Genomic DNA, 21,973 nt, shown 5'->3' with positions numbered 1-21,973 from the left:
GCAACGCAGACCAGCGTGCTTCACCTCGGTGAGGCACGTCTCTTTGTCCCTTCTCGTTTTCGTGGGCGGCCACGTCTATCGAAGAGCGCGATAGGGCCTGGAGGGAACACCATCAAAGGAGCGGTTGGTTGGACGTTTTTGCGCCCTCATGCGGGGCTTGCGTACAATAGGGCTGTGATTCACGTCCTCGACCTGCACGACCGGGCCCCCAGGGTGATTGCCTCGTTCCTGCTGGAAACCGGAGCGGGGCCGGTGCTGTTTGAGACCGGGCCGGAGTCGCGCTTCTCGGTGCTGCTGGATGGGCTTAATGCGCTGGGCTATGCGGCCTCCGACATTCGGCATGTGTTCGTGACCCACATCCACCTCGACCACGCGGGCGCGGCCTGGCGCATGGCCGAGCGGGGGGCCACCATCTACGTTCACCCCAAAGGAGCGCCCCACCTGGTAGACCCCAGCAAGCTCTGGGCCTCGGCCACGCGCATCTACGGCGACCAGATGGAAGCCCTCTGGGGTCAGATGGGCTACGTGCCGGAGGGCCAGATTGAAATTTTGCAGGATGGCGACACCGTGCAGGTGGGCGAGGCCACTATACAGGCCCTCGAGACCCCCGGCCACGCCGACCACCACCACGCTTTTTTGATTGGCGACGCGCTGATTGGGGGCGACGTGGCCGGGGTCAAGATTGGGCGCGGCCCGGTGCTGCCGCCCTGCCCCCCGCCGGAAATTCACATTGAAACCTGGCTGGCATCCCTCGCCAAAATCCGCGCCCTGAACCCCCGCAAGCTCTATCTGACCCACTTTGGCGAGACCGACGACGTGGGGCCGCACCTGAGTGCCCTGGAGGCCAGGCTGCTGGAGTGGGCCGACTGGATTAAAGTGCGCCTCAAGGCGGGCCAGACCCGCGAGCAGATGGTGCTCGAGTTCGCAGCCTACGTGGCCGCCACCCTGCGGTCTGCGGGCCTCTCGGACGAAGAGGTGCAGGAGTACGAGCTGGCCGACCCCTCCTGGATGAGCGTGGACGGGCTGGTGCGCTACTGGAACAAGCACCACCCGGAGGAGGTGATGGGGTAGAGTCGGCGTGATGCGAAAGATTATTGGAGCCGCTTTTGTCTCGCTGGACGGGGTGATGCAAGCCCCCGGCGGGCCAGAGGAAGATTTGAGTGGTGGGTTTGGGCTGGGGGGCTGGATTTGGGCACATTCCGACGATATCACCCGCGAGGTGGTGCGGGGCTACCTGCTGGGGGCGCCCTACGAGCTGTTGCTGGGGCGCAAGACCTACGACATTTTTGCGGCCTACTGGCCCCAGGTGCCGCCGGACAACCCCATTGCGGCGCGGTTCAATCCCACGACCAAGTGGGTGCTCTCGAGCCGCAACTTGAGCCCTCCCTGGCACAACAGCCACCGCTTGAGTGGTCTGGAAGCGGTGAGGGAACTCAAGGCCAGCGAAGGCCCCGACCTGCTGGTGCAGGGAAGCTCGACGCTCTACCCCCAACTGCTGGCGGCGGGCCTGTTGGATCGGTTGATTTTGCAGACCTTTCCGGTGGTGCTGGGCCAGGGCAAGCGGCTTTTTGGCGAGGGGACGCCGCCCGGGAGCTTTAAGCTGGTGAGCAGTGTGGTTTCGAGCACCGGCGTGGTGATGACCACCTATGAGCCCACGGGCCAGAAACCTGTAGTTTCGTCCGTAGCCTGAATGCCTTGCTGGCGGGGGCTCGAGGGCTATATCAAAGCCCACAGCCCAACGACACAAAGTCCTGTGTCGTATAAAAGCCCGTACAACCACACCCGCACGGTGAGTGATAAGTCAATCCTAGCCTGGCCTCGCTCTGTTCCTCCCCTACCTCGTAGGGGAGGCCAGGTGGGGTGGCTGACCTGGCCCTTCACGCAACCAGCCGATTGGGGGTCTTTTTGATACCCTCCCCAACCCTCCTTACGTGGTAGGGAGGGGCTCGAGGGCTATCAGTCTTTGGAAACCGTGGACGGGTATGGGTATCTTTACGACGGTGTACAAAGGCCGGTAAATGGTATTTTGAGCAGAGAGCCATGAACACCATCGCCGCAGACCTGGAAGGCACCCTCACCACCGGCGAAACCTGGCGCGGCATGGCCGCCTGGATGCAGGCCCACGGGCGGGCGGGGCAGTACCGGAGGTTTTTTTACCGGCACCTGCCGGGGGCGCTGGCCGCGCGGCTGGGCCTGGGGGACAAGCGGGCCTTCCAGGATCGCTTTATGGAAGGGGCTGCCGGGCTTTTGGCCGGGCTTGGCCAGGAAGAGCTGTGGGCGGTGAGCGAGTGGGTGGTCACCAACGAACTCTGGCCCCGGCGGCGGTTGCAGGTGCTCGACGAACTGCTCAGAATCAAGCAGCAGGGGCGGCGGCTGGTGCTGTGCTCGGCCACCTTCCAGCCCATCCTGGAGGCGTTTGCCCGGCGAATGGGGGAGGGGGTGGTGGCCCTGGGCACGCCCTTGGAAATGGAGGGGGGCGTCTTTACCGGGCGGCTGCGGGGGCCGGTGCGCTCGGGAGCCCGCAAGGCCGAGCAGCTTCGGGCCTTTCTGCGGGGCGAGGCCCTTTTTGCCGCCTACGGCGACAGCCTGCCCGACCTGCCCATGCTCGAGCTGGCCGAGGAGCCCGTGGTGGTGCACCCCGAGGCCCGGCTGCGCCGACTGGCCATGGAACGCAACTGGAGGGTGATTGGATGAGCTATTTTCCGCTGGGCCGCCCGGCCCGGATTGCGGTGATGGCCTCGGGGCGGGGGAGCAACCTGGAAGCCCTGCTCAGGGCTTTCCCGCACGACAACCCGCTGGGGCATATTGTGCTGGTCATCTCCGACAAGCGCGAGGCCCTAGCCCTGCAAAAGGCAGTCGAGGCCCAGGTGGAGGCGGCGTACGTGCCCTGGCCCAAAAGCCGCGAAGCCGGGGTAGCCCACAAGACCGGGCGCGAGCAGTTTGAGCAGGTGGCCGGCCAGCTCCTGCACGACCACCGCATAGACCTGATTCTGCTGGCAGGCTTTATGCGTCTGTTATCGCCCGCGTTCGTGCAGGCCTGGCAGGGGCGCATTCTCAACATTCACCCCTCGCTGTTGCCGCAGTTTCCGGGGCTGTATGCCCAGCGCCAAGCGCTCGAGGCCGGGGTTGCCGAGTCGGGCTGCACGGTGCATTTTGTGGATGCTGGCATGGACACCGGCCCCATCGTGTTGCAGCGCCGGGTGCCGGTGCTGCCCGGCGATACCGAAGAAACCCTGGCCGCCCGCATTCTCGAGCAGGAACACCTGGCCTACCCCGAGGCCGTGCAGAAGGTGTTGCTGGGAAAGGCCTGATACCGGCTTCAGCCGTACAGGCAACTTTCAGGGACACCCAAGGGGGTGGTCGGCAGACCCCTGCGGGCTGCTTCGCCGCTCGTCCAGTTTGGCAAAGATGGCCCGGGCCGCGAATGCGCCGCGCATTTGGCGTACCTGCCGGGCCTGTGGCGTTGGGGAAAAGGCATAGGAGGGGTGCGCCCTGCACCCTCAACCGGGCGGGAGCCTGCACACCCCTACCCCCGGTGGCCCGGCCCCTGTTATTCTTGGCTCCGTGAAGGTTCTGGTGGTGGGTTCGGGTGGACGTGAACACGCGATGTGTTGGAAGGTGGCGCAGTCGCCCCAGGTCACGCAGCTCTTTGCCGCGCCGGGCAACCCCGGCATGGCCGAGCTGGCCGAGTGCATTCCCTGGGACGGCAATGTGTCGCAGCTGGCCGAGTGGGCCGACCGCGAGGGCATTGAACTGACCCTGGTGGGGCCCGAGGCACCCCTGGTTGAGGGAATTGCCGATGCTTTTGAAGCCAGGGGGCTCAAAATTTTCGGGCCCGTGCAAAAAGCGGCCATGATCGAGGGCTCCAAGGCCTTTGCCAAAGACCTCATGGCGCGGTTTGGCATTCCCACCGCCCGGCACAAGACCTTCAGCGATGTGCTGGATGCGCTTTCGTACCTGGAAACCACAGGGGCGCCCATTGTGGTCAAGGACTCGGGGCTGGCCGCCGGGAAGGGCGTAACGGTGGCCACCTCCCTCCACCAGGCCAAGCAGGCGGCGGCCAACATCCTCTCGGGGCCAGAGCGGGCCGAAATTGTCATCGAGGAGTACCTGAGCGGCCCCGAGGTGACGGTGCTGGCCGTGACCGACGGCATCACCATCGTGCCCCTGTTGCCTTCGCAGGATCACAAGCGCCTCCTGGAGGGCGACACCGGCCCCATGACCGGGGGAATGGGGGCCATCTGCCCGTATCCGCTGCCCCCTGGCGTGCTCACCGAAATTGTGGAGCGAATTTTGAAGCCGCTGGTGGAGGGCCTGCGGGCCGAGGGGATTGTGTATAGGGGCGTGATTTATGCCGGGCTGATGCTGACCGACGAAGGCCCCAAGGTGCTGGAGTTCAACGCCCGCTTTGGCGACCCCGAGTGTCAGGCCATTCTGCCCCTTTTGAAAACCGACCTGCTCGAGCTGGCCCTGGCGGCAGTGGAGGGCCGCTTGCACGAGCAAAGGCTCGAGTGGCACCCCCTGGCCTCGGCCTGTGTGGTGATGGCTGCGCCGGGCTACCCCGACGACCCCCACAAGGGCCTGCCCCTTTCGCTGCCCCCGGCGCCGCCTGAGCGGGTGCTCTACTTCCAGGCCGGCACCCGCCGGGGCCCGGAGGGCCTGCTGACCCACGGGGGCCGGGTGCTCAGTGTGGTGGGGCTGGGGGAGGATTTGCCCGGGGCCCTCGAGCGGGCCTACGCCGGAGTGGCCGCGGTGCGCTTCGAGCACGCTTTGTACCGGCGGGATATCGGGCGGAAAGTGAGTCTGGCAAAGGCGGCCTCGAGAGGGGGAGAGACCGACCAACCGAAGGCGTAGCCCGGTTCGGACGGGGTTGGTGCGACCGCAGCCCGCCGGAGCTAGCCCAGGGATGGCTCAACCTGAAGGAGCGCACGATGAACCAAGACGCGCGAAATCTGGTCATGGCGGCAACGGGGTTTCTCTTCGGCGCTTGGCTTTACTACCTTTACCAAGACGGGGGCTGGAGCCTGGTGCTGGCCGAGGGCTGGAAGGGCCTGGGGGTGGCGCTTCTGGTCTTTGGGCTGACCTACCTTCGGGGCCGCGCGCGGAAGTAATGCTTTGCGCCTACCCGGGCGACCTCAGCGGCCTTGCAGGGTTTCCAGCAACTCTTGGTGTATCCGGGCGTTGGAGGCCACCAAGTAGCGGTTGCCGAGCCGGTAATCCTCCCCGGCAAAGCCCGTGACCCGCCCCCCTGCCTCGGTCACGAGCAACCAGCCGGCAGCCACGTCCCACGGGTTTAGCTTAACCTCCCAGAAGCCGTCCAGCCGGCCCGCCGCCACATAGGCCAGGTCGAGGGCTGCTGCGCCGGGCCGCCGCACCATGAGCCCCTGGGCCAGCGCCCGCTGGAAATAGGTTAGGTTTTCGGGGTCTTTGTTCACGTCGTAGGGGAAGCCGGTGGCCAGCAGGCTGCCGAGCAGCGTCTCGCGGGTGGAGACCCGAATGGGGCGGCCATTCAGAAAGGCACCCGCGCCTTTGAGCGCGGTGAAGAGTTCGTTGCGGGCGGTGTCGAGGACAACCCCCAGCACCACCTCGCCGTGGGCTTCAAGCCCAAGGCTCACCGCATAAAAAGGAAAGCCGTGGGCGTAGTTCACGGTGCCATCGAGGGGATCCACAATCCAGCGAAAAGCCCCTTCCCGGTCCTGGCCCTGCTCCTCTCCCAGCACCACGTGGTCGGGGTGGCGCGAGGCGATGAGTTCTCGGATGGCCGCCTCGGACTCGTGGTCGGCCTGGGTCACCACGTCGGTCGGGGTTGATTTGGTGCTCTGGGTGAAGCCTTTTTCCTGGTAGTACTGGTGGATGCTTTTGGCCAGGTAGGCTGCGTCGAGGGCGGTTTGCAGATAGGCTCGCAGGTCCATAAGGCAGATTCTATAGGGAGTGGCTGGTGCCCACGAATGCTCCATAGCTGGGCTTTTGTCGTTTTTCCCGTACGGTGCAGTTTGTTTTAAGGTGGGCGCTTGGTCTTGCGGATCGGGCAGGGCGGAACGAGGCCTGAATGGGCCGGGGGCCTACTCACCCTCCCAGACCAGGAGTCCCTCCTCGTCTTCGGGCGGGGGAGGGCTGTGGGCGGGTTTCTGACAGGCCAGGTAGCGGGGTTGCTGGGCCAGGTCGCGGTATACCCTGGCCTCGCGCCAGCCCTGTGCAGTGGCCTCTGCGAGCAGGGTGTAGATGTTCTCGGGGGCCAGCTCCAGCCACAGCCAGCCGCCGGGTTTGAGCGCGGCCCAGGCCTGCGCGAGCAGGGGGCGGGCCACATCCAGCCCCTCGAGGCCTGCGTAGAGGGCGGTGGGGTCTTCGTAGGCCAGCTCGGGCGGGGCTTCTTCGCGGTAGCGCTCGGGCAGGTAGGGGGGGTTGGAAACAATCAAATCCAGCCCACCGAGGCCCCCGGTGAACGGCGCTTCCAGGAAGGTGACCTCGAGCCCCAGTTGCTGGGCGTTGTGCCGGGCCAGCTCGAGGGCTTTGGGATTGATGTCCGTTGCCCATACCGTGGCCCTGGGGCGCGCGGCCTTTACCGCCAGGGCGATGGCCCCACTGCCGGTACCAATGTCCAGCACCTGCGCTTCGACCTCGGGCGGAACATAGCCCAAAGCCTGTTCCACCAGCCCTTCGGTCTCCGGCCTGGGAATCAGCACACCGCGCTCCACTTTAAGTTTGAGCCCATAAAACTCGGTCTCGCCCAGCAAGAGTTGCAGGGGGTAACCCTTCAGGCGCAGGTTCAGCATGGCCCAGGCAGCCTCTTCCACATCGGGCGGCACCGCCTGCATCAGCCGGGCGGCCAGCGCTTTGTCGGACAGGCCCGCGGCGTGGCCTAAAATCCAGCGGGATTCGGCGGCGGGTTTGCGGGCGGCCTCGAGCCGCCGCTGGAACTCCCGTAAAAGTTCCAGGTAACTTTTACTCGCCGGATTCATCCTGGTCTGGAAGCGGGGGCTGGCTGGCGTCGCGCGGCAGGACGACGACGTGCCGTTCTTCCCCTTCACCCACCGAGGTGGTGGTCACTTTGGGGTGCTGTTTGAGCATCACGTGAATCAGGCGTCGTTCGCTGGGGCGCATGGGCGGCAGCTCGATGGGCTGGCCGCTCACCTCCACCTGCAACACCGCATCGGAGGCCATCCGGCGGATGCGCTCCTCGTTCCGACGGCGATAACCGGCGGCGTCCAGCACCACCCGGTAGGTCGAGCCAAACTGCTTGGCCATGGCCACGTTGGCGATGAACTCGAGGCTTTGCAGGGTTTTGCCCTCGCGCCCAATCACCCGCCCGGAGTCACCCCCCAGAATCTCCACCCGAAAAAGGTCGCCCTCCTGCACAATGTCCACCGAGTAGGCCGGGTCTAAACGCAGCAACAGTCCGACCATGAAGTGCTCGAGGGCACTTTTGGGGTCCTGTGTTGGGGTGGCCGGGGTCACGATGGGGGCTGCCTCTTCCTCTTTGAGCACGACCTCAGGCGCGGTTTCGTTTTCGCCAATCCCCAGGTCGGATAGCAGGTCGTCCAGTCCACGCTTCTTGTCATCCATAGCTAATCGTCCGATTATAGCTTATCAGGCACCAGAAAAAAGCACCCCCGATGGGGTGCCGTTAGGTTGAAGATGACTCTTCACCAAAAAAGAAAGTTGCTCAGGAATGTGTTGTAGATTCCAAGAAGCTCCATCAGAATCTCCACTTTCCTCACCTCCTTAGTCGCCATCCTACAAAAAGGCGGCCTGGTGATTGACTCACCAGGCCGCCTTTGAACCGACCTTTCCCTGGAAGAAAGACAAAGGTCCTATACGGGACTTGGTTTTCCAATACCAAGCTGTTTATTTATGAAGTACTGCTGGCCAATACCCAGAATCGTGAAGAATGTGTAGTAAAGGTTAACCCCAGCCGGGAAGCTAAAGAGAATAAAGGCGAATACCAGATTTATGATGATTCCTTGCCGAATAGCGTCCTTGTTTCCCGCAGCTGTTAGGTAAGTTGAGACAAAAATAACCAGTATGTAAATCACCGGAAGCACGTAAAAAGGGTCTGGCAAAGCAAGGTCAGGAATCCATAGGAATCCCTGGCCAAACTCGTAGCCCGACATCAACTTAAACATTAAGAATAGGATTGGCATTTGTAATAGGATGGGAAAGCATCCTGCCAGGGGATTGATTTTGTGCTCCTGGTAGAGCTTCATCATCTCCTCTTGCTGTTTTTCCTTGTTGTCTTTGTATTTTTCCTGTATTTTCTTCATTAGGGGCTGGATTTTTTGCATTTCAGCCATACTTTTGTACTGCTGGTGCATCAACGGCCAGAAAAGCAGCCTGATGACTATAGTCACCAAAATGATAGCTAGAAACCAGCTACCCCCGGCCAGCTTGTGGGCCTCCTCCAACAGCCAGAGCAGGCCCAGGGAAATCTGACCCCAGATGTTGGGCTGGAACACCCCCGGCAACTGGTAGAAGCCCTCCACATTGAGCCGCACCAGCTCGTTGGCGCCGCCGTACACCTTGAGATTGAAGTTGCCTGCCGGAACCGCAATCTCGGCAATCCCCGCCCCGTTGAGCTGGGTCAGGCTGATGGGGGTCGGGTTTTGGGGCTTAAGGAACATGGCAAAGCCCGCCCCTTTTTGGGTCTGCCAGCCTGCATACACCGCCGGCCCCTGCCCGGCGTTGAGGGGCTGGTTGTTGCCCTGGCCCAGCCACTTGGTGATGGGCGTATCGGTTCCGCCGATGCCGGTCCAGGTGAGCTTCTGGGGGGCAGGGGTCTGGATGTCCACATCTATGGTCAGGAAGCGGGGATGCACGGTGTAGGTGAGGGTGGTCTCACCATTGCTGAAACGGGCAATAAAGTCGGCGTCGGGGTTGTTGGGGTCGCGGCGGCTGAACTCGCGCTGGGTGGGGGTAAATTTGGAAAGGGTTCCGGGTAAGGTCTGGCCCGCCCGAACCAGGTTGGGGGCGCGGTCGTAGTTGCCCTTGAAGTCGGTGGCGCGGGTCATTTTGATGTACCAGCCCGCAATCTGCCCCTGTTCGTTGAAGGCGATGTCGGCCAGATTGGTCACGGCGACCTTTTCGGGCTTGCCATCCTTGTTGATGTCCACATCGCGCCACTCAGGGGTGAGGGCCAAGGCAGGGGCCAGGGCAAACAAAGCCAAACTTGTCCAGAACCAGCGTTTCATCCAGTTGCTCCTTTTATTTCAGCGAGTCCAGGGGGTTCCAGCGAACTCTGGGGCGTTCTCGAGGCACATAGTCCAGCCCGCCGGGGTGCAGGGGGTGACACTTCAGAATGCGCTTGACGCTCAGGTAGAGGCCCCAGAAGGGCCCGTGGAGTTGCAGCGCCTCCAGGGCGTAGTGGCTACAGGTGGGGTAAAAGCGGCAGGTGGGCGGTTTCAGGGGCGAGATGAAGCGCCGGTAAAACCGCACCGAACCAATCAAAAACTTGTTCAACATGTGAGACCCGCGCTCCGACTCCCAGGATAGGGCATACCAACCCGTGTCATTGTACCAGCCCGCTCTTTTTCAGGGCATGGGTTAAGTCCCTGAGCAAATCCCAGTAGGACGCATTGACCGACTCGGGCTGGGCCACGATGACCATCTCGCAGGGCGGAAGATGCATTTTGCGTAAAATTTCCCGCAGGCGACGGCGTATTTTGTTGCGCACGGTGGCTTTTTTGGAGACCTTATTGGAAACCACGATGCCCACCCGCACCGGGTTATAGGCGGTGGGCCTCAGTGGAAACCACCGCACCGTCAGGTATCTGCCGCGTCCGGGACGCCCCCCGCGGATGCGCTGGAAGGCTTTTTCTCCCTTGAGCGAAGAGAACGGCATGGCAACAGGTGAGGGGCTAGGGGTCAGGGAAGACGGGATGGTTTTTCTAGCCCCTGACCCCTTTACCCTGATTCCCTGGGGTAAAAAAACTCCCCAGAGGTGGGGAGCTGCGCGGCCAGCCTGGGCCTAGCGGGTCAGTTGGGGTTCGCTGCTAACGGTGAGCTTCACACGGCCTTTGGCGCGGCGGCGGGCCAGCACCTTGCGGCCTCCGGCGGTCTTCATGCGGGCCCGGAAACCGTGGGTTTTGGCCCGCTTGCGCTTGTTGGGTTGCCAAGTGCGTTTCATCGCTTCCTCCAAAAAACTGGCCAGGGTTGGAGACGCCCTGATTTGCCAGACAGAAATCTGCCGGGTCGAGCCAGGCAACCCTCAAAGTGTAGCACATTTGCACGGGGGCGGGAAGGGCTCTCATGAGCCAAATCCGGGCGCCACCCCACTGCCGACAGCGACCTTCACCTTCAAAAACCAGGCCAACGCAACCTTCACCACAAAGGGGAAGAGGGTTGGTAAAGGCGTGGAGTGCCCGCCCCCGCGGCCTTCTGCCCGGAAGGTCACCGCGACCCCCAAACTCGTTCAGAGGCGGTTTGGTTTTGTGACAAAAAACCGGCTTTTCTGCAATGGCTGTAATATGACGTTTTTTTGCAAATCTTGTCGCAAAACGTTGACATGCTGGTAGGGCCTCGTTATACTCAGGCCCAACCAAACGCTCGTTTGTTTGTTGCCTTTGGGTGGCGGAAGATATGGTTATCTTATTGACCCCAAGCTTTAGGCAGGTTTTAGCGAAGGAGGCCCGGTGCAGCTTACGGTAGAAAAGGTGACGCTCAGCTTTGGAGGGGTGAAGGCGCTCAGCGAGGTTTCCCTCGAGGTCGCAAAGGGCGAGCTGGTCTCGGTGATTGGCCCCAACGGGGCCGGTAAGACCAGCCTGCTCAACTGCATCTCGGGCTTCTATCATCCCAGTTCGGGCCGGATTGCCTTCGAGGGCCACGACCTGACCCACGCTTCGCCCCACCAGGTCACCCAGTACGGCATTGCCCGGGCCTTCCAGAACATCGAGCTGTTCACCGGGATGTCGGTGCTGGAAAACCTCCTGATGGCCCGCCACACCTTCGGGCGCTACAACCTGCTGGACAACCTCCTGATCTACGGGCGGGCCATGCGGGTCGGGGTGGAGAACCGCCGCTTCTGCGAGGAGATTATAGACTTCATGGAGCTCGAGCCCTACCGCAAAACCCTGGTGGGCAACCTGCCCTACGGGGTGCGCAAACGGGTTGAGGTGGCCCGGGCGCTGGCCCTCTCGCCCAAACTGCTGCTCCTCGACGAGCCCATGGCCGGCATGACGCTGGAAGAAAAAGAAGACATGGTGCGCTTCATCCTGGACATCCGGGCCGAGCGGGGTACCACCATCATCCTCATCGAGCACGACCTGGGGGTGGTGATGGACATCTCCGACCGGGTTTACGTGCTCGACTTCGGTCAGGTGATTGCCTCGGGCCTGCCTGAGGAGGTCAGCCGCAATCCTCGAGTGCAGGAAGCCTACGTGGGGGTGGATCATGCAGCCTAGGCGGTCTCAGGTCTCGGGTCTCAGGTCTAGAACCACCCCTGACATGGGACATCGGACACGCGACCTGCGGCCACAGGGAGGTCGCCCATGATGCCCTCCGGCTACGAGCTCAAGAAATACACCCTGCCGCAGGTTCTCCGCCTGCGAGCCCAGCAAACCCCAACGCGGGTCGCCATCCGCGAGAAAGACCTCGGCATCTGGAACGAGATTACCTTTGCCGATTACTACCGGCACGTCACACGTTTTGCCGCGGGCTTGCTGGCTTTGGGCTTCGAGAAGGGCGAACGCCTTGCGGTCATCGCCGACAACATTCCCGAGTGGCTTTACGCCGAGCTGGCCGCGCAGTCGTTGGGCGGCATCTCGGTCGGTGTCTACCAGTCCTCCCTGCCGCCGGAGATTGCCTACGTGCTTTCCTACACCGGGGCGGCTTTTGTGGTCGCCGAAGATCAGGAACAGGTGGATAAGCTCCTGGAAATCCGCAGCGAAATTCCCAGCGTTCGCAAAGTCATCTACGAAGACCCCAAGGGCATGCGGGCCTACCGCGACGACCCCTGGATCATGGGGTTCGACGAGGTGGAGCGGCTGGGGGAGGCTTACTTACAGCAGCACCCAGGCGCGGTGGAGGCGCGCATTGACCAGGGCCACGCCGAGGATGTGTGCCATCTGTCCCTCACCTCGGGCACCACAGGCCGTCCCAAGGCGGCCATGCTGCGCCACCGCAACCTGCTGCACATGGGGGTGGCCCTGCAAGAGATTGACCCCCTGGAACCCACCGACGACTACCTCTCCTTCCTGCCCTTTGCCTGGATTGGCGAGCAGATGATGTCGGTGGGCATGGCGCTGGCGGGCGGCTTCGCCGTCAACATGCCCGAGTCGGTGGAAACCGCCATGAGCGACCTCAAGGAAATAGGGCCCCACGTGATGTTCAGCCCGCCCAGGGTTTGGGAGGGTACCCAGAGCCAGATCTGGGTGCGCATCTCCGAGACCTACGCCTTCAACCGCTGGGTCTACAACCAGATGCTCAAAATCGGCTACCGGGCCGCCGACTACCGCATGAGCGGCAAGCCCATGCCCCTGGGTTTGCGGCTGGCCTACTGGTTCGCCGACCAGATTATGTTCAAGCCCCTGCGCGACCAGCTTGGATTCTTGCGTCTGCGCCGGGCCTACACCGGGGGGGCGGCGCTGGGGCCGGATGTCTTCCGCTTCTACCATGCCATTGGGGTCAACCTCAAGCAAATCTACGGCCAGACTGAGATTATCGGGATTGCCTTCGTACACCGCGACGGCGATGTGCGGGCCGATACGGTGGGGGTGCCGATTCCCGGCGGCGAGGTCAAGATTAGCGAGCGCGGCGAAATTCTCTGCAAGTCGGATGCGGTGGTGGCGGGCTACTGGCAGAACCCGGAGGCCACCGCCGAGACCTTTGCGGATGGCTGGCTGCATACGGGCGACGCCGGCTACCTCACCCCCGAGGGGCACCTGGTGGTCATTGACCGGGTTTCGGACGTAATGCACACCAGCACCGGGCAGATGTTCAGCCCGCAGTTCATCGAGAACAAGCTCAAGTTCAGCCCCTACATCAAAGAAGCGGTGGTGTTTGGTGACCAGAAACCCTTCCTGACGGCCTTCATCAACGTGGACCCGCAGACTGTGGGCAAGTGGGCCGAGGACAACCGCATTGCCTACACCACCTACATTGACCTCTCGCAAAAACCCCAGGTGGCCGACCTGATCCGAAAGGAGGTCAAGGCCGTCAACGACGGACTGCCCGAACACCTGCGGATCAAGCGCTTCGTGCTTTTGTACAAGCTGCTCGATGCCGACGACGACGAGCTGACCCGCACCGGCAAGGTACGCCGCAAGTTCATCATGCAGCGCTACCAGCCCCTGGTGGACGCACTTTATAGCCCAACCAGCAAGGTGCAGGTGGACACCGAGTTCAAATACCAGGACGGCACGGTGCAGAAGGTTTCGACCGAGGTCAGCGTGCTGGAAGCCGAAGGTAGCAAGGAACTCGTAGGTGCATAGGAGGGTGAGCCTTGATTGACTTTGTGCAGAACCTTATCTCCGGGATTGCCGTGGGCTGCATTTATGCACTGGCCGCTTTGGGTTTCGTGCTGGTTTACAAGTCGAGCCGGGTCATCAACTTTTCCAACGGACAGTTTATTGCCATCGGGGCTTTTCTGGCCTATGCGCTGGCGGTCTGGGCCAAGCTGCCGGTGCTGCTGGCTGCCCTGCTGTCCATGCTGCTCACCGCTGGGCTGGGCTTCTTGGTAGAGCGGGTGTTCTTGCGGCGGATGGTGGGGCAGCCGATTATCTCGGTCATCATGGTCACCATCGGGCTGGCCAGCGTGCTGGACGGGCTCATGTACCTGACCCCCTTCGGCTCGGGCAACTTCACCTTTCCGCAGTTTCTGCCTCAGGGGGGCCTCAACCTGGGGGGCCTTAGCGTTTCCTACCCGCAGCTCTTGGCGATTGGCTTTACGGCCATCTTCCTGCTCCTGTTTGGCTGGTTCTTCCAGCGTTCGGTGCTGGGGGTCTCCATGCGGGCTGTGGCCGATGACCAGCTGGCCTCTATGAGCGTGGGGGTCTCGGTGCAGCGGGTCTTTGCGCTGGCCTGGGCCGTGGCGGGCCTGACCGCGGCGGCGGCGGGCATCGTGGTGGGAGCGGTCTCGGGTTTGAACCAGGACGGCCTGATTGCCATTGGGCTGGCGGTTTTCCCGGCGGTGATCCTGGGGGGGCTGGACTCGGTGCCGGGGGCGGTGGTGGGAGGGATCATCATCGGCATCCTGCAGTCTTTTTCCACCGCCTACCTGGATGGACTGTTCAGCCAGATTGGTCTGGTGGGAGGTGGGTCGCAGTACGTGATGCCTTTTGTGGTGTTGCTGGTGATGCTGTGGTTCAAGCCCCACGGCTTGTTTGGCACCGAGGAGATTGAGCGGGTATGAGGAAGCCAAAAGCCAATAGCCAAGAGCTGAACATGAAGCGCTTTTTGGGTCTGGGGCTTTTTGCCCGCAGCCCTGAGCGCGCGGGAGGTGCCCATGCGTAACCCCTGGGCCCAGACCGGCAACTACCGCACCTCCTACGAACAGGACACCACCATCTTCGCCAACTACCGCGAGATTGTCTCGGTGGGGTTGCTGCTGGTCGCCCTGTGCATCCTGCCGATGTTCCTGGAGCGCTCGCAGGTGCTGGTGCTCAACTTCATCCTGATTTATGCCATTGCGGTGCTGGGGCTCAACATCACCACCGGCTACGCAGGGCTGATCAGCGTGGGCCAGGCGGCTTTTATGGGGGTGGGGGCCTACACCGTGGCCCTGAGTGCGCCCCACCTGCCCTTCTGGCTCACCATTCCCCTGGGGGGGCTTACGGCGGCCATCCTTGGTTTTATCGTGGGCATACCAAGCCTCAGGGTGAAGCATCTCTACCTGGCCCTGGCTACGCTAGCCTTCCAGGAGATTTTCGTGTGGGTGGTCGGGCGGAGCCCGGCGCTGGCCCAGGGGGCCGCAATTCCGGTAGAGATGCGCAACTTCCTGGGCCTGGAAATCGGCTTTCGCAACCACAACTATTTCTGGTACTACATCATCTTGTTCGTGCTGGTACTGATGGTGATAGCCTGGCGCAACCTGCTGCGGGGGAAGTATGGCCGGGCCCTGATTGCCGTGCGCGATAACGACCGCGCCGCCGACGCGATGGGCATGGATCCGGGCCGCACCAAGCTGTTTGCTTTTGCCCTGGGGGCTTTGTACGGGGGCGTGGCGGGCGGTCTGCTGGCGTATATGCAGCGTGCGGTGGTGGTAGAGGAGTTCACCCTGGGCCGTTCGGTGGCGCTTTTGGCTATGGCCATTGTGGGTGGTCTGGGCACCGTGGTGGGTAGCTTGCTGGGCCCAGCCTTTATCGAGTTTTTGCGGCTATACATGGAGCGACTTTCGGAATGGATGAAGTCCAACGCCTTCATTCAAAGCATCACCCCGGCGGGTGTGGATGTGGCCTCGGCCCTGCTGCCCCTCTCCTTTGGCCTGGTTATTGTGCTGTTTCTGATTTTTGAGCCCAGGGGGCTATACAACTGGTGGCGGCTTTTGCGAAGTTATTTCCGAACGTGGCCGTTTAGGTATTGAGGCTGAGAGCCGTGGATCGTCCGACAAACCAGAGGTCTATCCGCTCATAGCAAATAGGGCAACACCGCGTGAGGCGCGTTGCAATCAAAGCGAGGTCATCTACATGGAGGAGGCATCATGAAGCGAGTGATTGTTTTGGCGATGGTGGCTGCACTGGGAATGGTGATGGCCCAGGGGCGCACGGTGAACCTGCTTTGGTCGGGGGCCGTGACCGGGCCTACCTCGGACGTGGGGGGGCCGTATGGGGCGGGTATTGAGGACTACTGCAAATACGCCAACGAGCAGAAGCTGATTCCAAATGTGACGCTCAACTGCACCGTGCGCGATGACCAGTACCAGAACCCCAACACCCAGCGCATCTTTGAAGAAGCCCTGGATCGGGCCAAGCCTGCCATGTACCTGGGCTATTCCACCGGGGCCATGCTGCAACTCAAGCCGCTGATCAACGAGGTGAAGATGCCGACCCTGCCGGCCTCGGCGCACATTGGCCTGATTGACCCGCCCAACAACCAGTACATGTTTTTGCCGGTGAGCAGCTACTCCGAGCAGGTGGTTGCGCTGATGGAGTACATCAACCGCACCGAAAAGAACGCCAAGATTGCCCTGGTGGTCAACCCCAGCCCCTTTGGGCGGGCGGTGGTGGATCATGCCCGCCGGGCTGCCCAGCGGCTTGGTCAGACCATTGTGGACGTGCGGGAAGTGGGTGGGGGTAACCTGGACAATACCGCGCTGCTGCGGGCTCTGGACGCTGCCGGTGCCACTTACATCATCCACCAGAATGTGGCCGGGCCGGTGGCGAACATCCTCAAGGATGCCAAGAGGCTTGGCCTGGATCGCAAGATCAAGCAGATGGGGGCTGTGTACACCGGCGGTTCTGACCTGATTCGGCTGGCCGGGGACGCTGCTGAGGGTTACCTCTGGGCCAGCAGCTACTACACCCTGGACGAGAACACCCCAGGGATTGCCCTGCAAAAACAGCTCGCGGCCAGGTACAACCGCAGCGCCGATATCCTGAACTCCACCAACTACACCGCGGGCATGCTGGCTGCGGCCATTGCGGTGGAGGCCATGAAACGAGCGGCGCAGCGCTTCAACGGGCGCATTGACAACGAGACGGTTTACCAGGCCCTCATCGGCATGAACGGCCCCAACGCCTTTAAGCCGGGCTTTGCTGTGTCTACCAAGGCGGGCATTGAAATAGACTTCACCCGCACCGAACAGACCGGAGCCGAGGGCTTGCGGGTATTGGAAGCCAGGGGGGGCAAGTTCGTGCCCGTCACCGATCCCTTCACCTCGGCGCTCTTCCGCCAGGTGCGCAACCCGTAACTGCGAAAAGCCGAGGGCTGAAGGCCGGAAGCAGGCCGCTGCTTTGCGCTTTTGGCCTTCGGCTTTCTGCGAGGTTATATGCATCCTGAAGACCTGGGCCCGATTCTTTTGGAAGTCAACAACATCGAGGTGGTGTACAAGGACATCATCCAGGTGCTGAGGGGGGTGTCGCTGAAGGTTCCGGAAGGGCACATCACCGCCTTGCTGGGCCCCAACGGTGCGGGCAAGACCACCACCCTGCGGGCTATTTCGGGGCTGCTCGTGCCTGAGGATGGCAAGGTGGTGTCGGGCGCGATCCGCTACCGGGGTGAAAACATCGCCAACAAGCCGCCGGAGCAGATTGTGCTGAAGGGCATTGTGCAGGTGCCGGAGGGACGGCGGGTCTTCAAGCACCTTACGGTGGAGGAGAACCTGCGGGTGGGCTCGGTCACCCGGCGCGATGGGGCTAAGGTTAAGGAGGACCTCGAGCGCATCTACCACTACTTCCCCAAGCTGGCCCTGATCAAGACCCGTCTGGCGGGCTACTGCTCTGGGGGCGAACAGCAGATGCTGGCCATTGGGCGGGCGCTGTTGGCCAACCCCCGGCTGTTGCTGCTGGATGAACCCAGCCTGGGGCTGGCCCCCCTGCTGGTGCGGGAAATTTTCGACATCGTGGCCCAGATCAACGCCGAGGAGGGCGTGACGGTGCTGGTGGTGGAGCAGAACGCCCGGGTGGCCCTCTCGGTGGCCCACTATGGCTACATCATGGAGTCCGGGCGGATTGCCCTGGAAGGCACCCGGGAGTACCTGGAAACCAACCCCGATGTGAAGGAGTTTTACCTGGGGGTGGCCAAGTCCGGGGGGCGCAAGAGCTTCAAGGATGTGAAAAGCTACCGACGCCGTAAGCGGTTTATGTAGAGTGCTCTTCGCATATTGTGAGCCGCTCGAATGAAGAAAGCCTGGTTCTGGACAGAACAGTGGCCGCCTGGATGGGCGGCCACGGCTGTGAAGAGCGCGATAGGCCCGTGAACGTTGGCTCGTGGCGCGAGGGAGAAAAAGCCCCCGGTCACGGGCCACGGGTTTTTTGCGACCCAGGACAGGATGTGACCAAGGCCGCTCATTTACCATAGAACCCATGAGCGAGACCAAGCTGCCCACCAAAGAGCAGGTTCTGGAAGCCCTCAAGGTTGTGCGCGACCCCGAGATTCCGGTGAACGTGGTGGACCTGGGGCTGGTTTACGATGCCGAGGTGAAAGAGGGGGGCGTGGTGGACATCACCATGACCCTGACCTCGATTGGCTGCCCGGCCCAGGACATCGTCAAGGCCGACGCCGAGATTGCGGTGATGCGCCTCGAGGGGGTCAATGCGGTCAATGTGGATTTTGTCTGGACGCCGCCCTGGACGCCCGCCAAGATGACCGAGGACGGCAAGCGCCAGATGCGGATGTTTGGTTTCAACGTTTAGAGCGCTCTTCACATAGTCTGTGAAGAGCGCGATAGGCGTACTTTCAAGGGAACACCGGGTGGGCGTGGATGGGGGCCTTCAACACCTGCCTCCCACCCCCAACTTGTGAAAGCAAGGTCTGCGCCTACAGTGGGTATCACATGCGGCTGGTAAAGTCCCGCTTGACGTAAAGCACGGGGTCGGTGGGGTTGGCGGTGGCGGCGAGGAGCTTGCCGACCGCCTCATCCGACTGTTCAAACAAAGCAGCGTACTCCGAAGGGGCTATTACGGCCTCTTTGAAGCTGCTGACCCCGCGCTCCAACAGCCAGAGGGTGAGTTCCCTCAGGGCGTCGTCCCCTTCTGGCCCAAAGCGCGGGCCAAAGGCATCCAGGCTCAGCACCCGGTGCTTACCCTCGTGAACGTAAATGGCATACCGGGCCTGGGCCCGCTGGTCTTGCCAGTCGGTGATGTAGGTTGCGGTGGCTTCAGGAAAATCAACGCCCTTCAAGGCTTCCTTCAACTCGGCAAGGGTTTCTTTGGGCGCACCACGCAGGCCAACAATGTTCATGGGCTTATTCTAACGACTCAAGCGGGCTTTTCCTGGATGGAAAGCTGGAGAGGCGTTCCTGAAGCCCTTGACCGGCGACACCTCGGTTGCGGTCAGTGACGTTGCCGTCACCATTGTTACCGCGCTTTTGACAGCGGGGCCGCCCACGAAAACGGGAATGCCTCTGGCTCCAGACGCATGTTGCGCACCCAAGCCTGGGCCGGGCCCGGCCTGCGGGTGCTTGGGTTTCGAGTTTCCAGGCGGCCATCTGGCCAGGTCAAAGCTTTACCGAAGTTGAACGGCGCATAAATGTGAAGAGCGCTCCAGATACCACTGGCGGGCCGTCGTTCCCTGTACCCGCCCAGGGGGCATGGGGTTCAGGTGGATTTGGAATGAAGGCGAACCTCCGAAGCGCATTAGGGCGCCCCATTGCGGTTTGGGAGAAGGGGGTTATGGCAGCAGGAACGAGATGAGCTTGGTTTCCAGGAACTCTTCCATGCCCCAGTGCCCGCCCTCGCGGCCTAAGCCGGAGTTTTTGTAGCCGCCAAAGGGCAGGTTGGCGCCCATCGCGCTGGGAACCGGGTCGTTCACGCCCACAATGCCGTACTCCAGGGCCTCGGCCACGCGGAAGGCCCGGCTCAAGTCTTTGGTCCAGATGTAAGCGGCCAGGCCGTAGTCGGTCTGGTTGGCCCAGGCGATGGCCTGTTCCTCGTCTTCGAAGGGCATCAGGGGGGCTACCGGCCCAAAGGTTTCTTCCTCCAGGATTTTCATGCCCGGCTGGATGCCCGTGAGTACCGTGGGCGCATACAATAGCCCGCCCAGGGGCTTGCCCCCAGTGGCCACCTTGGCCCCCTTGGAAAGGGCATCCTCTACGTGCGAGACCACCTTATCCAGGCCCTGTTGCTCGACCAAAGGCCCTACGTTGGTGCAGGCATCCAGGGGGTCGCCAACCTTGAGCTGGCTCACGGCCTCGGCCAAGGCAGCGGCGTAGTCGGCCTCGAGCTTCCGGTGCACGTAGATGCGGTTGGTGGTCACACAGGTCTGACCGGCGTTGCGGTACTTGGAGAGCAGCGTAAACTGCACGGCCTTCTCGAGGTCGGCATCCTCAAACACGATGAAGGGTGCGTTTCCGCCGAGTTCCAGTGAGACCCGCTTGAGGGTATCGGCCCCCTGGCGGTAGAGGATTTTTCCCACCGGGGTCGAGCCGGTGAAGGTGATTTTGCGGATGCGCATGTCCTCCATCAAGACCCTGGAGACCGGAACCGGGTCGAGGGCCGGCAGCACTTGCAGGGTGCCGGCGGGGCCGCCGGCTTCCTCCCAGAGCTTGGCCAGGTACAGGGCGCACAGGGGGGTTTGCTCGGCGGGCTTGACGATGATGGTGCAACCTGCGGCCAGCGCGGGGGCGGCCTTGCGGGTAATCATGCTGGTGGGGAAGTTCCAGGGGGTCACGGCATACACCGGGCCCACCGGCTCGTAGACGGCCATCTGGCGCTTGTGGGGGAAGCGCGAGTGAATCAGCTCCCCGTTCACCCGGGGGGCCTCCTCGGCGCACCACTCCACAAAGCTGGCCGCATACAAAACCTCTCCCTTGGCCTCGGTGATGGGCTTGCCCATCTCCAAAGCGGTCAGGCGCCCCAGCTCTTCCTGATGGGCGATGAGCAGGTCGTTCCATTTACGCAGGATTTTGCCGCGCTCGAAGCCGGTGAGCTTCTTCCACTCGTTGAAGGCTTTGACTGCGGCATCGGCGGCCATTCTGGCTTCGGCCTCGCCACAGTCGGCCACCTGGGCCAGCAACTCGCCGCTGTAGGGGCTTTTGACCGCAAAGGTTCGGGGGGTTTGGTGCCACTGGCCGCCCACATAGGCGCTGCTGGGAAAATCGAAGTTTTTGACCATAGCGAGTTCTAGCATACTCCTGGGCTTGCGGGCAAATGGTAGGGAATTCTTGCTTTCTTCCTTTGAATGCGAGGCGGAGAGCAGGGCCCTCTGACCGGTGGCCGGGGTTCGGTTCGGGCCCTCGAGGCTGGAAGCCGCCCGGCTATTCAGGGGGCGCTCGAGCGGCTAGACTTGAACCATTGGTTCTGCCGATAGGAGTCTTCGGTGCAAATCTCGCTCAAGCAGCTGGTCTACTTCATAGCGGTGGCCGAGTCGGGCTCGATTTCCAAAGCCCTGACCTCGCTGAACGTGACCCAGTCGGTGGTCACGGAGGCCATCAAAAAGCTGGAAGATACGCTGGGTGCCGAGCTTTTTACCCGGCATGCCCGGGGGATGATTCTGACCCATGCGGGACACCAGTTTCTGCGCCACGCCCACGAGGTGCTGGCCGCGCTTCGCAACGCCGAGCAGGCCATCCGCGAGCGCCCCGATGCCACCACCGGGCAGCTCAACCTGGGCGTGACCAGCCTGGTGACGGCCTACTACCTGCCCTACCTGCTGGATCGCTTCGAGCGGGTGTTTCCCGGCATTCAGGTAACGATAGTGGAAGACCGGCGGGGGTACATCGAGCATTTGCTGATCAATGGCGAGCTGGATGTGGCGGTCATGAATGTTTCGGCGGTGGACAAGCAGGCCATCGAAACCCGCACCCTGCTGCGAGCCCCCTGGCGGGTCTGGCTCGCCTCCAACCACCCGCTGGTGCAGCGTGAGGCGGTCGCCCTCCAGGAACTGCAAACCGAGCGGTTTTTGTCCCTTAGAAACGATGAGCTCGAGGAGATCAGCCAGCAGATCTACCGCCTGAGCGGCTCGCCGCCGGTGGCCGTGCGCACCGACTCCATCGAGGCGGTGCGGAGCCTGGTGGCCCTGGGCATTGGGGTGGCGGTACTGCCCAACCTGATGTACAGGCCCTGGAGCCTGGAGGGGGATCGGCTGGAGTCGCGGCCTTTGCAGGAAAACCTGCCCCGCCTGGAAATTGGCGTGGCCTGGCGGCGGGGCAGTGCGCTGAGCGAGGCGGCCCGACAGTTTTTGGTGGTGGTCGGCGAGCACAGCCGGGTCCAGGAATATGGCATGAACTACGCCGAGCTGCCCAGCCCCTCGGAATGAACGAAACCCATCTTTTTTACCGATACCTCCTATATTTTCGGGTTGCTTGTTCTCCACCGACCCGGGTCTATATCGTAGAGGGCAGTTCGACAGCTCGAGCCCTTGGGAAGGTGTGGCCAGGCCTGGGGCT

The 21,973-nt window shown here is 62.4% G+C and carries 23 protein-coding genes; 14 read left to right on the top strand and 9 right to left on the bottom strand.

Annotation, left to right across the window (positions count from 1 at the left end):
* The first annotated feature begins 174 nt into the window (after positions 1-174).
* From NZN28_RS05365 to NZN28_RS05340, 6 genes are all read left to right on the top strand, one after another.
* Complete coding sequence (locus NZN28_RS05365) at positions 175-1,071, top strand: MBL fold metallo-hydrolase (protein WP_295395857.1); 897 nt, start codon at positions 175-177, stop codon at positions 1,069-1,071.
* Positions 1,072-1,081: 10 nt separating this feature from the next.
* Entirely contained in the window at positions 1,082-1,690 is a 609-nt protein-coding gene (locus tag NZN28_RS05360) for a dihydrofolate reductase family protein (RefSeq protein WP_295395855.1), read from the top strand.
* A 350-nt stretch (positions 1,691-2,040) separates the two neighbouring features.
* Entirely contained in the window at positions 2,041-2,694 is a 654-nt protein-coding gene (locus NZN28_RS05355) for an HAD family phosphatase (protein ID WP_295395853.1), read from the top strand.
* Positions 2,691-3,311: a phosphoribosylglycinamide formyltransferase gene (gene purN / locus NZN28_RS05350; protein ID WP_367275819.1), complete on the top strand. Its 621-nt coding sequence runs from the start codon at positions 2,691-2,693 to the stop codon at positions 3,309-3,311. The genes NZN28_RS05355 and purN overlap by 4 nt, the downstream gene beginning before the upstream one ends.
* Before the next feature lie 253 nt (positions 3,312-3,564).
* Positions 3,565-4,854 (top strand): phosphoribosylamine--glycine ligase, encoded by a 1,290-nt coding sequence (gene purD, locus NZN28_RS05345; RefSeq protein ID WP_295395851.1) that lies wholly within the window; start codon positions 3,565-3,567, stop codon positions 4,852-4,854.
* 77 nt (positions 4,855-4,931) lie between these two features.
* Positions 4,932-5,111, top strand: coding sequence for a hypothetical protein (locus tag NZN28_RS05340; RefSeq protein WP_295395849.1), 180 nt, complete (start codon positions 4,932-4,934; stop codon positions 5,109-5,111).
* A gap of 24 nt (positions 5,112-5,135) precedes the next feature.
* Here the strand turns inward: NZN28_RS05340 and NZN28_RS05335 are convergent, their stop codons facing one another.
* The 7 genes from NZN28_RS05335 to rpmH form a co-directional block, all read right to left on the bottom strand.
* Positions 5,136-5,912, bottom strand: a complete 777-nt coding sequence (locus NZN28_RS05335; RefSeq protein WP_295395847.1) for an inositol monophosphatase family protein — start codon at positions 5,910-5,912, stop codon at positions 5,136-5,138.
* A gap of 150 nt (positions 5,913-6,062) precedes the next feature.
* Positions 6,063-6,959 carry a peptide chain release factor N(5)-glutamine methyltransferase gene (prmC, locus tag NZN28_RS05330; protein WP_295395846.1) on the bottom strand — a complete coding sequence of 299 codons (897 nt, stop codon included), beginning with the start codon at positions 6,957-6,959 and terminating at the stop codon, positions 6,063-6,065.
* Positions 6,943-7,563 (bottom strand): R3H domain-containing nucleic acid-binding protein, encoded by a 621-nt coding sequence (locus tag NZN28_RS05325; protein ID WP_295395845.1) that lies wholly within the window; start codon positions 7,561-7,563, stop codon positions 6,943-6,945. Before NZN28_RS05325 ends, prmC begins: the two co-directional genes overlap by 17 nt.
* 248 nt (positions 7,564-7,811) lie before the next feature.
* Positions 7,812-9,185, bottom strand: coding sequence for a YidC/Oxa1 family membrane protein insertase (locus NZN28_RS05320; protein ID WP_295395843.1), 1,374 nt, complete (start codon positions 9,183-9,185; stop codon positions 7,812-7,814).
* 13 nt (positions 9,186-9,198) lie between these two features.
* Complete coding sequence (gene yidD, locus NZN28_RS05315) at positions 9,199-9,453, bottom strand: membrane protein insertion efficiency factor YidD (RefSeq protein WP_367275820.1); 255 nt, start codon at positions 9,451-9,453, stop codon at positions 9,199-9,201.
* Positions 9,454-9,502: 49 nt separating this feature from the next.
* A complete protein-coding gene (gene rnpA / locus NZN28_RS05310; RefSeq protein WP_295395839.1) occupies positions 9,503-9,835 on the bottom strand; it encodes a ribonuclease P protein component in 333 nt (110 codons plus the stop codon).
* Between the two features lie 126 nt (positions 9,836-9,961).
* Entirely contained in the window at positions 9,962-10,120 is a 159-nt protein-coding gene (rpmH, locus tag NZN28_RS05305; RefSeq protein WP_295395837.1) for a 50S ribosomal protein L34, read from the bottom strand.
* A 505-nt stretch (positions 10,121-10,625) separates the two neighbouring features.
* Here rpmH and NZN28_RS05300 point away from each other — a divergent pair.
* From NZN28_RS05300 to NZN28_RS05270, 7 genes are all read left to right on the top strand, one after another.
* The gene (locus tag NZN28_RS05300) at positions 10,626-11,393 is read left to right on the top strand and encodes an ABC transporter ATP-binding protein (protein WP_295395835.1); all 768 of its coding nucleotides are present in this window, start codon (positions 10,626-10,628) and stop codon (positions 11,391-11,393) included.
* Positions 11,394-11,480: 87 nt separating this feature from the next.
* A complete protein-coding gene (locus NZN28_RS05295) occupies positions 11,481-13,421 on the top strand; it encodes a long-chain fatty acid--CoA ligase (RefSeq protein ID WP_295395833.1) in 1,941 nt (646 codons plus the stop codon).
* A gap of 11 nt (positions 13,422-13,432) precedes the next feature.
* A complete protein-coding gene (locus NZN28_RS05290; protein WP_295395832.1) occupies positions 13,433-14,341 on the top strand; it encodes a branched-chain amino acid ABC transporter permease in 909 nt (302 codons plus the stop codon).
* A gap of 93 nt (positions 14,342-14,434) precedes the next feature.
* Complete coding sequence (locus NZN28_RS05285; RefSeq protein ID WP_295395830.1) at positions 14,435-15,511, top strand: branched-chain amino acid ABC transporter permease; 1,077 nt, start codon at positions 14,435-14,437, stop codon at positions 15,509-15,511.
* A 117-nt stretch (positions 15,512-15,628) separates the two neighbouring features.
* Positions 15,629-16,837 carry an ABC transporter substrate-binding protein gene (locus NZN28_RS05280; protein ID WP_295395828.1) on the top strand — a complete coding sequence of 403 codons (1,209 nt, stop codon included), beginning with the start codon at positions 15,629-15,631 and terminating at the stop codon, positions 16,835-16,837.
* 78 nt (positions 16,838-16,915) lie between these two features.
* The gene (locus NZN28_RS05275; RefSeq protein ID WP_295395827.1) at positions 16,916-17,734 is read left to right on the top strand and encodes an ABC transporter ATP-binding protein; all 819 of its coding nucleotides are present in this window, start codon (positions 16,916-16,918) and stop codon (positions 17,732-17,734) included.
* 217 nt (positions 17,735-17,951) lie between these two features.
* Entirely contained in the window at positions 17,952-18,281 is a 330-nt protein-coding gene (locus NZN28_RS05270) for a metal-sulfur cluster assembly factor (RefSeq protein WP_295395825.1), read from the top strand.
* 136 nt (positions 18,282-18,417) lie between these two features.
* Here NZN28_RS05270 and NZN28_RS05265 read toward each other — a convergent pair whose 3' ends face one another.
* Positions 18,418-18,828 (bottom strand): DUF3197 domain-containing protein, encoded by a 411-nt coding sequence (locus NZN28_RS05265; RefSeq protein WP_295395823.1) that lies wholly within the window; start codon positions 18,826-18,828, stop codon positions 18,418-18,420.
* 429 nt (positions 18,829-19,257) lie between these two features.
* Positions 19,258-20,700, bottom strand: a complete 1,443-nt coding sequence (locus NZN28_RS05260) for an NAD-dependent succinate-semialdehyde dehydrogenase (protein WP_295395859.1) — start codon at positions 20,698-20,700, stop codon at positions 19,258-19,260.
* A 204-nt stretch (positions 20,701-20,904) separates the two neighbouring features.
* On the opposite strand from NZN28_RS05260, the gene NZN28_RS05255 reads away from it, so the two are divergent.
* The gene (locus tag NZN28_RS05255) at positions 20,905-21,843 is read left to right on the top strand and encodes a LysR family transcriptional regulator (protein ID WP_295395822.1); all 939 of its coding nucleotides are present in this window, start codon (positions 20,905-20,907) and stop codon (positions 21,841-21,843) included.
* Positions 21,844-21,973: the final 130 nt, after the last annotated feature.

The sequence above is a fragment of the Meiothermus sp. genome (assembly GCF_025056915.1).
In the GTDB taxonomy this organism is placed as follows: Bacteria; Deinococcota; Deinococci; order Deinococcales; family Thermaceae; genus Meiothermus.
Note: the sequence above shows the minus strand (reverse complement) of the source record. Positions and strands in the feature narration are given on the sequence as shown.